Below are 13975 nucleotides of genomic sequence, written 5' to 3' on the forward strand. Positions count from 1 at the left end.
CGACGAAGACGACATGTACCGGCGTAGAAATGTTCCGTAAACTGTTAGACGAAGGTCGTGCAGGTGAAAACGTAGGTGTTTTATTACGTGGTACCAAGCGTGAAGACGTCGAGCGTGGTCAAGTATTGGCCAAACCAGGCTCAATCAAACCGCATACTCAATTTGAATCAGAAGTTTATATTTTGAGCAAAGATGAGGGTGGGCGCCACACACCATTCTTTAAAGGTTACCGTCCCCAGTTTTATTTTAGAACGACAGATGTAACGGGCACAATCGAATTGCCAGAAGGCGTCGAGATGGTAATGCCAGGCGATAATATCAACATGAAAGTGACATTGATAGCGCCAATCGCGATGGATGAAGGGCTGCGTTTTGCGATCCGCGAAGGTGGTCGTACAGTCGGTGCGGGTGTTGTTGCTAAAATTATTGCTTGATCTTTAAAGCAATAATTGTAAAAAGGGCATCATCTGATGCCTTTTTTATACTAGCTTAGATAACTTAAGAACCTATCTCATCAATAGTTTATATGGTCAATTATTGGTGAGATAGGCTCTGATATAAAGAATTATTGGATGTCTCTCAATAGTTGAATGTCATACTGGTTTATGGCGTAAAGTGAGATACAATAGTGGTATGTTTTATTTCGGTCAAATTTGAATTGTTTTACGAGGCAAATTGACTTTTTATTATATCATAGTAACGGGTTGATTTATGAGTGCGAATAGCGATGCTCAAGAAAGCGGACGTAGTTTTGATGTAGCAAAATGGGTATTAGTCGCGATTCTTTTAGTTATTGCTATTGTTGGTAATTATTATTTCCGACAATACAATCTTGCATTACGTGTCATAGCAGTTGTTGCTATTGCCGCGCTTGCTGGTGGCATTGCATTGTGGACAGCAAAAGGAAAAGCAACTTTAGCATTTGCTCGCGAAGCTCGTATTGAAATGCGTAAAGTAATTTGGCCAACGCGCCAGGAAACATTACAGACAACATTAATTGTTGCGGCAGTTACTGCTGTTATGGCACTAATTCTTTGGGGATTAGATGGTATACTGGTGCGTTTAGTTTCATTTATTACAGGCCTGAGGTTCTAAAATGTCGGAATCCCCTAAAAAACGCTGGTATGTTATTCAAGCATTTTCTGGTTTTGAGGCTAGAGTGGCCCAGTCATTGCGTGAGCATATCAAGTTACATGCTATGGAAGATAAGTTTGGTGAAGTGATGGTGCCAACGGAAGAAGTGATGGAAATTCGAAGTGGCCAACGTCGTAAAAGTGAACGCAAATTCTTTCCAGGATATGTTTTAGTTCAAATGACTATGGATGATGATAGCTGGCATTTAGTGCGTAGTGTACCACGTGTTATGGGTTTTATTGGTGGTACACCAGATCGCCCAGCTCCTATTAGCGATAAAGAAGTTGATGCGATTATGAATCGCTTGCAGCAAGTAGGGGATAAGCCACGACCAAAAACCTTGTTTGAGCCAGGAGAAATGGTTCGTGTTAGTGATGGTCCATTTGCAGACTTCAACGGTGTGGTTGAAGAAGTTGACTATGAAAAGAGCCGTCTCAAAGTATCGGTTTCTATTTTCGGTCGCGCAACACCGGTGGAGTTAGATTTCAGCCAAGTAGAAAAAGTGTAATACACTTGACAACTTGCTTGTAAAAGGCGGGAAATTTGGCTACAATTCCGCGCTTTTATTTTTTGTGGCCTGAAAATTGTACAGGTCATTATATACACAGGGGAGCTTCATAATTGAAGCGACATTACCCAATTAGAGGAAATTATGCATGGCTAAGAAAGTACAAGCCTATGTTAAGCTGCAAGTCGCAGCAGGCATGGCTAATCCTAGTCCTCCTGTTGGTCCAGCGTTGGGTCAGCAAGGTGTGAATATCATGGAATTTTGTAAAGCGTTTAATGCTAAAACAGATAGTTTAGAAAAAGGCTTGCCAATTCCAGTTGTAATTACTGTCTACTCAGACCGTTCATTTACATTTATAACCAAGACACCGCCTGCCGCCGTATTATTGAAAAAAGCAGCTGGTGTTAAGTCAGGTTCAGGCAAACCAAATAAAGAGAAAGTTGGCAAAGTAACCAGCGCACAAATTCGTGAAATTGCAGAAACTAAAGCTGCGGATATGACAGGGGCTGATATTGAAGCGATGATGCGTTCAATTGAAGGTACTGCTCGTTCCATGGGCTTGGTAGTGGAGGGTTAATCAATGGCTAAACTAACCAAGCGTATGCGCACTATCCGTGAAAAAATTGATGCAACTAAACACTATGATATTTCTGAAGCCATTACACTTTTGAAAGAGTTAGCGACTGCTAAATTTGTAGAAAGCGTTGATGTCGCTGTTAATCTTGGCATTGATGCACGTAAATCTGATCAAAATGTTCGTGGCGCAACGGTTTTACCGCATGGTACAGGTCGCTCTGTTCGTGTTGCTGTATTTACTCAAGGAGCGAATGCTGAAGCAGCTACCGCTGCTGGAGCTGAATTAGTTGGCATGGAAGATTTGGCTGATAAAATTAAAGCGGGCGAAATGAACTTTGATGTTGTTATTGCTTCGCCAGATGCTATGCGCATTGTTGGCCAGTTAGGTCAGATTTTAGGGCCTCGTGGTTTAATGCCAAACCCTAAAGTTGGTACAGTAACGCCAAATATCGCTGAAGCGGTTCAAAATGCCAAAGCGGGACAGATCCGTTATCGTAATGATAAAAACGGTATCATTCATACCACTATTGGTAAGGTTGACTTTGACGATAGTAAATTGAAAGAAAATCTTGAGGCACTATTGGTTGCGTTGAAAAAAGCAAAACCATCTTCTGCTAAAGGTGTTTATATTAAGAAAATTAGCCTATCTACCACGATGGGAGCAGGGGTTGCCGTTGATCAAGCAGGATTATCTGCGTCAGCGTAATTTTTGAATATCATTTTTTGCTTTACCTTTGTGTTAAATTTGTATAGAATTTGACACCCTGTGTTTGTTATCATCTATTTTATTAAGCGATAACAAACCCTAAATTTAGGTTGGTGCCTGGCCTTATCCAGGCCCCGTCCAAGACCGTAGGTGTAAGTGATTACTTAATATCCTACGTAGACGGTGACAGAGCCACTAAGATTAATTTCTGGATTCTGCTCACCGTATTTAACGCTCAAACATATGGGATGTTTTGAGTGATGTGAGTCCCGGGATAACCCGGTTAATCCAGGAGCAAGAAGCTAATGGCACTAAATCTTCAAGACAAACAAGCGATTGTTGCTGAAGTCAGCGAAGTAGCCAAAGGTGCGCTGTCTGCAGTTGTCGCGGATTCCCGCGGTGTAGCTGTAGATAAAATGACTGAACTGCGTAAAGCAGGTCGCGAAGCCGGTGTTTATCTTCGTGTTGTTCGTAATACGTTGATGCGCCGCGTTGTTGAAGGTACTACTTACGAGTGCCTTAAAGAAGCGTTTATTGGTCCAACCTTGATTGCTTTTTCTAACGAACATCCGGGCGCAGCAGCTCGTTTGTTTAAAGAATTCGCGAAAGCGAATCCAGCATTCGAGATTAAAGCAGCAGCCTTTGAAGGAGAGTTTATTCCAGCGAATCAAATTGATCGTTTGGCAACTCTTCCAACTTACGAAGAAGCAATTGCGCGTCTGATGTCAACCATGAAAGAAGCCTCTGCAGGTAAATTGGCTCGCATTATGGCGGCACTACGTGATCAGAAAGAAGCTGCTTAAGCCTATTTCTGTCGTTGCTTTTTAACGTATAAAATATTTCTGAATTTTAGGAACCCTTGTTATGTCTATAACTAAAGAACAAATTCTTGATGCAGTTGCAGCTATGTCTGTAATGGATGTTGTTGAACTGATCACTTTGATGGAAGATAAATTTGGTGTTTCTGCTGCAGCAGCAGTAGCAGTCGCTGCACCAGGTGCTGCTGAAGCAGCTGAAGAAAAAACTGAATTTGATGTTATCTTGTCTGCTATCGGTGCTAACAAAGTTGCGGTTATTAAAGCTGTTCGTACGGCAACTGGTTTAGGACTAAAAGAAGCTAAAGACATGGTAGAATCAGCGCCAGCAACAATTAAAGAAGCAGTAAGCAAAGAAGAATCTGAAACATTGAAGAAATCGCTGGAAGAAGCGGGTGCTTCTGTTGAAGTTAAATAAGCTTTGCTTTAAGTTGGCAGCCTAATTTTATAGGCTGACGGCTGGTGATTTTTTAGTCACCAGCCTTTTTGCGCTATAAAGTGTATTAGGGTATCAGTAATATTTCACACTGTTTAGTTACTGATTTATCCTTTCAATGCTTTTTGCTATTGACGACTTAATATACTGTGTTTATGACTCTGACAATTAAAGCTTAGTAGTCATATGATGCAATGAAATGATTTAAGAGTAATAGCAATAGGTATTATGGAAAATAATCTGTTTTCCGTTCCAAAAAATAGTGTTGCAGATGCTGTCCTTTAGGACGGACAGAGTGGGCCACTGATCAGCAAGCTGAGGAACCCTATGGTTTACTCCTATACCGAGAAAAAACGTATTCGTAAGGATTTTGGCAAACGTCCGCAAGTTTTGGATGTTCCTTATCTTTTATCTATCCAACTTGACTCGTTTGCTAAGTTTATCGAGCAAGATTTAGAAGGTCAGAATGGGCTGGAAGCAGCATTCCGTTCTGTATTTCCAATTCAAAGCTATAGCGGCAATGCTGAATTGCAATATGTTAGCTATCGTCTTGGTGAACCTGTATTTGATGTTAAAGAATGTCAGATCCGTGGTGTCACTTATTCTGCTCCTTTACGGGTTAAATTACGTCTTGTTATTTACGAGCGTGAAGCACCAGAAGGCACAGTAAAGGATATAAAAGAGCAAGAAGTTTACATGGGTGAAATTCCACTCATGACAGATAATGGTACTTTTATTATCAATGGTACAGAGCGTGTTATTGTTTCTCAATTACATCGCAGTCCTGGTGTATTTTTTGATAGTGATAAAGGTAAAACCCATTCTTCAGGTAAGGTGTTATATAATGCACGCATTATTCCTTACCGTGGTTCATGGTTAGATTTTGAATTTGACCCTAAAGATAATCTTTTCGTTCGTATTGATCGCCGTCGTAAATTACCGGCGACCATTATTCTACGTGCGATGGATTATGGTACCGAAGAAATCCTTAATCTCTTTTTTGAGAAGACGATTTTTCAAATCCGTGATAATAAGCTGTTAATGACGTTAATACCCGAGCGTTTGCGTGGTGAAACAGCTTCTTTTGATATTGAAGCCAACGGTAAAGTCTATATTGAAAAAGGACGCCGCATTACAGCACGTCATATTCGTCAGCTAGAAAAAGACAAAATTACTAGTATCGAAGTGCCTGTTGAATATATTGCAGGTAAAGTGGTCGCTAAAGATTATATTGATGAAAGTACCGGCGAGTTAATCTGTACAGCTAATACAGAGCTTTCTCTGGATATGTTGGCACGTTTAAGTCAAGGTGGTTATAAAACCATTGAAACCTTATTTACTAATGACTTAGATCATGGCGCATATATCTCAGAAACATTGCGTACTGATCCAACCAATGATCGTTTAAGTGCGTTAGTTGAAATTTACCGTATGATGCGCCCAGGCGAACCACCTACGCGCGAAGCGGCAGAAAATTTGTTTGAGAACTTATTCTTTTCTGAAGAGCGTTACGATCTTTCTGCTGTAGGGCGGATGAAGTTTAATCGTTCACTCGATCGTGATGCAATTGAAGGCTCAAGTATCTTAAGCAAACAAGATATCATTGATGTGATGAAAAAACTCATTGATATTCGCAATGGTAAAGGTGAAGTTGATGATATTGACCATTTAGGTAACCGACGTATTCGTTCGGTTGGTGAAATGGCTGAAAATCAATTCCGAGTTGGTTTAGTGCGAGTCGAGCGTGCGGTTAAAGAGCGTTTGTCATTAGGTGATTTAGATGCATTAATGCCTCAAGACATGATTAACGCGAAACCAATTTCTGCTGCGGTTAAAGAGTTCTTTGGCTCAAGTCAATTGTCGCAGTTTATGGATCAGAATAATCCACTCTCTGAAATCACCCATAAACGTCGTATTTCAGCATTAGGCCCAGGTGGACTAACACGTGAGCGAGCGGGTTTTGAAGTTCGTGACGTACACCCAACCCACTATGGGCGTGTATGTCCAATTGAGACGCCTGAAGGGCCGAATATCGGTTTGATTAACTCATTGTCTGTCTATGCACAAACCAATGAGTATGGTTTTTTGGAAACACCTTATCGCTTGGTACGGGATGGTATCGTAACTGATGAAATTCATTATTTATCAGCGATTGAAGAAGGTAACTACATCATTGCTCAGGCAAATACTGTTTTAGATGATGATGGTCGGTTCGTTGAAGAATTAATTACTTGCCGCAATAAAGGTGAATCCAGTCTATTTAGTCAAGAACAAGTAGAATATATGGACGTTTCAACCCAACAGGTTGTATCTGTTGGTGCTTCATTAATTCCATTCCTTGAGCATGATGACGCCAACCGTGCATTGATGGGTGCGAACATGCAACGTCAGGCAGTACCGACGTTACGTTCAGATAAACCACTCGTTGGAACGGGTATGGAACGTGCTGTTGCTGTTGACTCTGGAGTAACCGCAGTTGCTAAACGTGGTGGTACCGTCCAGTATGTAGATGCTTCACGTATTGTTATCAAAGTTAATGAAGATGAGATGTATCCTGGTGAAGCCGGCATTGATATTTATAATCTGACAAAATATACGCGTTCTAATCAGAACACTTGTATTAATCAGATGCCATGTGTTGCGCTGGGTGAGCCGATTGAGCGTGGCGATGTTTTGGCTGATGGCCCATCGACAGATTTAGGTGAATTGGCACTTGGTCAAAATATGCGCGTTGCGTTCATGCCCTGGAATGGTTATAACTTTGAAGATTCCATTTTGGTCTCTGAACGAGTGGTACAAGAAGATCGTTTTACTACCATTCACATTCAGGAATTAGCTTGTGTATCGCGTGATACTAAGTTAGGGCCAGAGGAGATTACTGCAGATATTCCTAACGTAGGGGAAGCGGCACTATCTAAATTGGATGAATCAGGGATTGTTTATATCGGTGCAGAAGTAACGGGCGGCGACATTCTGGTTGGTAAGGTAACACCGAAAGGTGAAACCCAATTAACGCCAGAAGAGAAACTGCTGCGCGCTATTTTTGGTGAAAAAGCTTCTGACGTCAAGGATTCTTCACTGCGGGTACCAAATGGGGTATCAGGAACGGTTATTGATGTACAAGTCTTTACCCGCGACGGTGTAGAGAAAGATAAACGTGCATTAGAAATTGAAGAAATGCAGCTTCGGGATGCGAAGAAAGACTTAACGGAAGAGTTGCGTATCTTTGAAGCCGGTTTATTTGCCCGTATCAGAGCAGTACTAACTAATGGCGGTATTGAAGGTGAGAAGCTGGATAAATTACCGCGTGAGCGTTGGTTAGAATTATCGTTTAAAGATGAAGAAAAACAAAATCAGTTAGAGCAATTGGCTGAGCAGTATGATGAGCTTAAAGCTGAATTTGAGAAGAAGCTAGAGGCTAAACGTCGTAAGATCACTCAAGGTGATGATTTAGCACCAGGCGTATTGAAAATCGTTAAGGTTTATTTGGCAGTAAAACGTCAAATTCAACCAGGCGATAAAATGGCTGGTCGGCATGGTAACAAAGGGGTTATTTCCAAAATTAACCCAGTTGAAGACATGCCTTACGATGAAAGTGGTAACCCTGTTGATATCGTTTTGAACCCACTGGGCGTACCATCACGTATGAATATTGGTCAGATTCTGGAAACCCATTTGGGTATGGCTGCTAAAGGTATTGGCGATAAGATCAATACCATGCTGAAACAACAGCGTGAAGTAGCTAAATTGAAAGAATTTATTCAGAAAGCTTATGACTTAGGAGATGATCCTCGTCAAACAGTTGATCTCAGTACCTTTTCTGATGAAGAAGTTCTGCGGTTAGCACATAATTTGAAGAAAGGTATGCCAATTGCAACACCGGTCTTTGATGGTGCAAAAGAAAAGGAAATCAAAGAACTATTGACTTTAGCTGAGTTGCCGACTTCTGGTCAGATTACATTGTATGATGGCCGTACAGGCGAGAAATTTGAACGTCAGGTAACAGTTGGTTATATGTATATGCTGAAACTGAATCATCTTGTTGATGATAAAATGCATGCACGTTCAACAGGCTCCTACAGTCTGGTTACTCAACAACCGTTGGGTGGTAAAGCACAGTTTGGTGGTCAGCGTTTTGGTGAGATGGAAGTTTGGGCTCTGGAAGCATATGGTGCCGCTTACACCTTGCAAGAAATGCTTACCGTTAAATCCGATGATGTGAACGGACGTACTAAGATGTATAAAAACATCGTAGACGGCAACCATCAGATGGAACCAGGGATGCCGGAGTCTTTCAATGTATTATTGAAAGAGATCCGCTCGTTGGGTATTAACATCGAACTGGAAGACGAGTAATAAGTGATGTTGTAAAGCCTAAGTTGCTACTTAGCTTTACGAATTGTTACACTGGGTTTAGGAGGAAGTGGCTAAAACCGCTTCCTCGCAGGTTTAACTCCGACAGGAGCCATTCCGTGAAAGACTTATTAAAGTTTCTGAAAGCACAGACTAAAACCGAAGAGTTTGATGCGATCAAGATTGCTCTGGCCTCTCCAGATATGATCCGTTCATGGTCATTTGGTGAAGTGAAAAAGCCAGAAACGATTAACTACCGAACGTTCAAGCCTGAACGTGATGGTCTTTTCTGTGCACGTATTTTCGGGCCAGTTAAAGATTATGAATGTTTGTGTGGTAAATACAAACGATTAAAACACCGAGGTGTGATTTGTGAGAAATGTGGTGTTGAGGTCACTCAGACTAAAGTACGTCGTGAGCGTATGGGGCATATTGAGTTGGCTTCACCGACAGCACATATCTGGTTCTTAAAATCATTACCATCACGAATTGGCTTGTTGCTTGATATGCCTTTGCGTGATATTGAGCGGGTGCTCTATTTCGAATCCTATGTTGTGGTCGAAGGGGGTATGACAAGCTTAGAACGTGGACAGATCTTGACTGAAGAGCAATATCTTGATGCTTTAGAAGAGTTTGGTGATGAATTTGACGCCAAAATGGGCGCGGAAGCGATCCAATCTTTGCTAAAAAATCTTGATTTGGAGCAAGAGTGTGAAGTATTGCGTGAAGAGTTAAATACAACTAACTCTGAAACTAAACGTAAAAAATTAACTAAGCGTATCAAACTACTAGAAGCGTTTATTCAGTCTGGTAATAAGCCTAAGTGGATGATTCTGAATGTATTACCGGTATTACCGCCGGATTTGCGTCCGCTTGTTCCGCTAGATGGCGGCCGCTTTGCTACTTCTGATTTAAATGATTTATATCGTCGCGTTATTAACCGTAATAATCGCTTAAAGCGTCTATTGGATTTGGCGGCGCCTGATATCATTGTACGTAATGAAAAACGCATGCTGCAAGAAGCAGTTGACGCATTGCTAGATAATGGTCGTCGTGGACGAGCGATTACTGGTTCGAATAAACGTCCATTGAAATCTTTGGCCGATATGATCAAAGGTAAGCAAGGGCGTTTCCGCCAGAACTTACTCGGTAAGCGAGTTGATTATTCAGGCCGTTCCGTTATCACGGTAGGTCCTTATCTTCGCTTGCACCAATGTGGTTTGCCTAAGAGAATGGCATTAGAATTATTTAAGCCATTTATTTATGGTAAATTGGAATTACGTGGATTAGCGACAACGATCAAAGCGGCTAAGAAGATGGTTGAGCGTGAAGAAGCCGTTGTGTGGGATATTCTCGATGAAGTGATTCGTGAACATCCAGTTATGCTAAACCGCGCGCCAACACTGCATCGTCTCGGGATCCAGGCATTTGAGCCTATTCTGATTGAGGGTAAAGCCATTCAGTTACACCCATTAGTGTGTGCTGCTTATAACGCTGACTTTGACGGTGACCAGATGGCTGTTCACGTCCCGCTGACTTTAGAAGCACAGTTAGAAGCACGAGCCTTAATGATGTCGACAAATAATATTTTGTCGCCAGCCAGTGGTGAACCTATCATTGTACCTTCTCAAGACGTGGTGCTTGGTTTGTACTATATGACACGTGATTGTGTAAATGCTGAAGGTGAAGGCATGGTATTGTCTGGACCGAAAGAAGCTGAGCGGGTTTATCGTGCAGGCTTAGCATCCTTACATGCTCGCGTTAAAGTACGTATTACAGAAGAAGTGCGTGATGGTGAAGGTAATGTTGAGACTGGAACTCAGTTAGTTGATACCACTATTGGTCGTGCTATCTTATGGATGATCGTACCAAAAGGTCTGCCATACTCATTGGTTAATCAGCCGTTGGGTAAAAAAGCAATTTCTAAAATGCTTAATACTTGTTACCGCGTTTTAGGCTTAAAACCAACGGTTATCTTTGCTGACCAGATCATGTACACCGGTTTTGCTTATGCAGCTCGTTCTGGTGCTTCTGTTGGTATTGACGATATGGTGATACCGGAGAAGAAAGCCAGCATCATTGCTGAAGCTGAAGCTGAGGTTGCTGAAATTCAAGAACAGTTCCAGTCGGGCTTAGTTACTGCGGGCGAACGTTATAACAAAGTTATTGACATTTGGGCTGCGGCTAATGAGCGCGTCGCAAAAGCGATGATGGAAAATTTATCCACTGAAACCGTTGTTAATCGCGATGGCCAAGATGAGCAACAAGTTTCGTTCAACAGTATCTTTATGATGGCTGACTCAGGTGCGCGTGGTTCTGCGGCACAGATCCGGCAGTTAGCAGGTATGCGTGGTTTGATGGCGAAGCCGGATGGTTCGATTATTGAGACACCAATCACAGCTAACTTCCGTGAAGGTCTGAACGTATTGCAATACTTCATTTCAACGCACGGTGCACGTAAAGGTCTAGCCGATACAGCCTTGAAGACAGCAAACTCAGGTTATTTAACCCGTCGTTTAGTTGATGTTGCACAAGATCTGGTTGTCACTGAGGATGATTGTGGTACTCACGGTGGTATTTTAATGACACCGGTTATTGAAGGTGGTGATGTTAAAGAACCTTTACGTGAACGTGTCTTGGGCCGCGTCACAGCGGAAGATATATTAGTACCTGGTACAGCTGATATTTTAATACCACGTAACACCTTATTAAGCGAAAAATGGTGTGACGAACTAGAAGCCAATTCTGTTGATAGCGTAAAAGTGCGTTCTGTTGTAAGTTGTGAAACTGATTTCGGTGTTTGTGCGAAATGTTATGGACGTGATTTAGCGCGTGGCCATATCATCAATAAAGGTGAAGCAGTTGGTGTTATTGCAGCTCAATCAATCGGTGAGCCTGGCACACAGTTGACAATGCGTACATTCCACATTGGTGGCGCGGCATCACGTGCTGCTGCGGAATCGAGTATTCAGGTACGTAACAAAGGTAATATCAAACTGGTTAATGCCAAGTTTGTAAAAAATTCTGAAGGTCACTTAGTTATCACTTCTCGTAATACAGAATTGCGCGTAGTAGATGAATTTGGTCGAACTAAAGAAAGCTATAAAGTACCTTATGGCGCACACCTTAATAAAGGTGATGGTGACGGTGTTAATGGTGGTGAAACCGCTGCGAACTGGGATCCACATACCATGCCAGTTATCAGTGAAGTTGCGGGTATTATTCGTTTCTCTGATATGGCAGATGGACAATCTATTATACGTCAGACAGACGAACTAACGGGTTTATCATCAATTGTTGTGCTTGATACAGCTGAGCGTACTGCGGGTAGTAAAGATTTACGTCCTGCATTGCGTGTTGTTGATGCGAAAGGCAATGATGTATTAATTCCGGGTACTGACATGCCAGCGCAATATTTCTTGCCTGGTAAAGCGATTGTTCAATTGGATGATGGTGCGGCGATTAATATTGGTGATACCTTAGCGCGTATTCCACAAGAATCGGGTGGTACCAAGGATATTACGGGTGGTTTACCACGGGTTGCAGATCTTTTCGAAGCGCGTCGACCAAAAGAACCGGCTATTCTGGCTGAAATTAGTGGTATTATTTCTTTTGGTAAAGAAACTAAAGGTAAACGTCGCTTAGTAATCACACCGACAGATGGTGGTGATGCATACGAAGAGATGATCCCTAAATGGCGTCAGCTTAATGTCTTTGAAGGTGAGCGTGTTGAGCGTGGTGATGTGATTTCTGATGGTCCGGAATCACCGCATGATATTTTACGTTTGCGTGGAGCGCATGCTGTTGCTCGTTATATCACGAACGAAGTCCAAGAAGTTTATCGTCTACAAGGCGTTAAAATTAACGATAAACATATTGAAGTTATCGTTCGGCAGATGTTACGTAAGGTGACAATTGCTGATGCTGGTAGCTCTGAATTCTTGGAAGGTGAACAAGTAGAGTATGCTCGCGTTAAAGTAGCGAACCGCAAATTAGAGCAAGAAGGTAAAGTGCCTGCGACCTTTAGTCGTGATCTGCTAGGTATTACCAAAGCGTCTCTGGCGACAGAGTCCTTTATCTCAGCAGCGTCATTCCAGGAAACAACCCGAGTGCTTACTGAAGCGGCGGTTGCTGGAAAACGTGATGAACTTCGTGGTTTGAAGGAGAACGTCATTGTTGGCCGTCTAATTCCTGCCGGTACAGGCTATGCCTATCACCAAGATCGGATGCGTCGCCGTCACATGGTTAATGAACCGATTGAGTCATCACAAGTTAGTGCTGATGAGGCAACGGCGAATTTGGCAGAATTGCTAAATGCGGGTTTTGGTAACCAAGACCACGAATAATGCAGCTTGATCTGAAAAAAATGCCCTCATAACGAGGGCATTTTTATAGCTATATTATGGAGAATATTAAATTAATGATACGCTGCCGTTATATTACTTTATATACATTAAGTATTTTTATTTCTTTTTTTCTCAGTTTTCCACTTTATGCGGAAAACAGCATGGTTCCCTTGTTAGAAAAGCGTCTTAATGCTGAGTTCAGTAAACCAATGAAAGTTAACCAAGATAGTGTGATTTATGCAGTTGTAGGAGGAAAAATACGGCAAGCTGGTTGGTTATTGAAAAACTCGGTTTTACTTATGCAACCCGCGAAAAATAATTTTTACCGTTTTCATTTTGGCAATAGTGAGGGTTATATTACTCAGCAACAAGCTTCTGAGGCAAAAAAAATCAGTTTCCTGCTGATAGTTTAAAACAATTAGATAAGCCAGTTTATGACTATTTAGTGACGACAAAACAAACAACTATCTATGAAGATGCAGATGAAAAAAGCAAGATTATTGGTTTTCTTTCCGCTAATTTACGTTCCCCAGTCCTGAATCGAATAGCGAAGAATGTTAAGCACAACTCATCATCCCTGAACTCTTGGTTTATTATTGATCTTGGTGGCAGACTGGCTTTTATTGATGGTCAGGATGTTTCATTAGATAAAGGGATCCCAATTCTGACTTATCATCATTTACTGCCTGATAATGAAAATAAATTATTTCGTCATACCTCAACTACCACCTCGGTAGCTGCCTTTAAAGCACAAATGGATTACTTAAAACAAGCAGATTATCAGACAATTACGTTAGATGAAGTTGATGGTTATTTAAAGAAAAAAATTAATTTACCGGGTAAGGTAGTCAGTATAACCTTTGATGATGGTTTAAAATCAGTTTATCGCTATGCCTATCCTATCTTAAAAGCTCATGGTCAGGTGGCAACGCTATTCGTTATCTCCTCACGTATTAAATTTCATTGTCACCGATCATGCAAAACTGATCCACTAACGATCATCTAAAACTGATCCACTTGGTATTATTCGCACATTTTTGTACGGATAATTTATGTTAACCAAGGAGATATTTGTGGATATTCATGTTCGCTTTGCACAAG

Annotated in this window: 11 protein-coding genes; all 11 read left to right on the forward strand. The window is 41.6% G+C overall.

Going from position 1 to position 13975, the window contains the following annotated elements; genetic code table 11:
• A partial coding sequence (locus G468_RS0113460) for an EF-Tu C-terminal domain-related protein (protein ID WP_026823561.1) occupies nucleotides 1-434 on the forward strand: 434 nt, incomplete at its 5' end.
• A 277-nt stretch (nucleotides 435-711) separates the two neighbouring features.
• A complete protein-coding gene (gene secE, locus G468_RS0113465; RefSeq protein WP_026823562.1) occupies nucleotides 712-1095 on the forward strand; it encodes a preprotein translocase subunit SecE in 384 nt (127 codons plus the stop codon).
• Between the two features lies 1 nt (nucleotide 1096).
• On the forward strand, nucleotides 1097-1642 hold the full coding sequence (gene nusG / locus G468_RS0113470) for a transcription termination/antitermination protein NusG (RefSeq protein ID WP_026823563.1): 546 nt from the start codon (nucleotides 1097-1099) through the stop codon (nucleotides 1640-1642).
• A 148-nt stretch (nucleotides 1643-1790) separates the two neighbouring features.
• Nucleotides 1791-2219 carry a 50S ribosomal protein L11 gene (gene rplK, locus G468_RS0113475; RefSeq protein WP_026823564.1) on the forward strand — a complete coding sequence of 143 codons (429 nt, stop codon included), beginning with the start codon at nucleotides 1791-1793 and terminating at the stop codon, nucleotides 2217-2219.
• A gap of 3 nt (nucleotides 2220-2222) precedes the next feature.
• Nucleotides 2223-2924, forward strand: coding sequence for a 50S ribosomal protein L1 (gene rplA, locus G468_RS0113480; RefSeq protein ID WP_026823565.1), 702 nt, complete (start codon nucleotides 2223-2225; stop codon nucleotides 2922-2924).
• 305 nt (nucleotides 2925-3229) lie between these two features.
• Nucleotides 3230-3727 (forward strand): 50S ribosomal protein L10, encoded by a 498-nt coding sequence (gene rplJ / locus G468_RS0113485; RefSeq protein ID WP_026823566.1) that lies wholly within the window; start codon nucleotides 3230-3232, stop codon nucleotides 3725-3727.
• Between the two features lie 61 nt (nucleotides 3728-3788).
• Complete coding sequence (rplL, locus tag G468_RS0113490) at nucleotides 3789-4157, forward strand: 50S ribosomal protein L7/L12 (RefSeq protein ID WP_026823567.1); 369 nt, start codon at nucleotides 3789-3791, stop codon at nucleotides 4155-4157.
• 345 nt (nucleotides 4158-4502) lie between these two features.
• A complete protein-coding gene (rpoB, locus tag G468_RS0113495; protein ID WP_026823568.1) occupies nucleotides 4503-8531 on the forward strand; it encodes a DNA-directed RNA polymerase subunit beta in 4029 nt (1342 codons plus the stop codon).
• A gap of 116 nt (nucleotides 8532-8647) precedes the next feature.
• Nucleotides 8648-12874 (forward strand): DNA-directed RNA polymerase subunit beta', encoded by a 4227-nt coding sequence (rpoC, locus tag G468_RS0113500; RefSeq protein ID WP_026823569.1) that lies wholly within the window; start codon nucleotides 8648-8650, stop codon nucleotides 12872-12874.
• Nucleotides 12875-12948: 74 nt separating this feature from the next.
• Nucleotides 12949-13287, forward strand: a complete 339-nt coding sequence (locus tag G468_RS22555; RefSeq protein ID WP_051297111.1) for a hypothetical protein — start codon at nucleotides 12949-12951, stop codon at nucleotides 13285-13287.
• Between the two features lie 32 nt (nucleotides 13288-13319).
• Nucleotides 13320-13880, forward strand: coding sequence for a polysaccharide deacetylase family protein (locus tag G468_RS21005; RefSeq protein WP_051297112.1), 561 nt, complete (start codon nucleotides 13320-13322; stop codon nucleotides 13878-13880).
• Nucleotides 13881-13975 lie beyond the last annotated feature (95 nt).

It is taken from the genome of Arsenophonus nasoniae DSM 15247, assembly GCF_000429565.1.
GTDB classification, from domain to species: domain Bacteria; phylum Pseudomonadota; class Gammaproteobacteria; order Enterobacterales; family Enterobacteriaceae; genus Arsenophonus; species Arsenophonus nasoniae.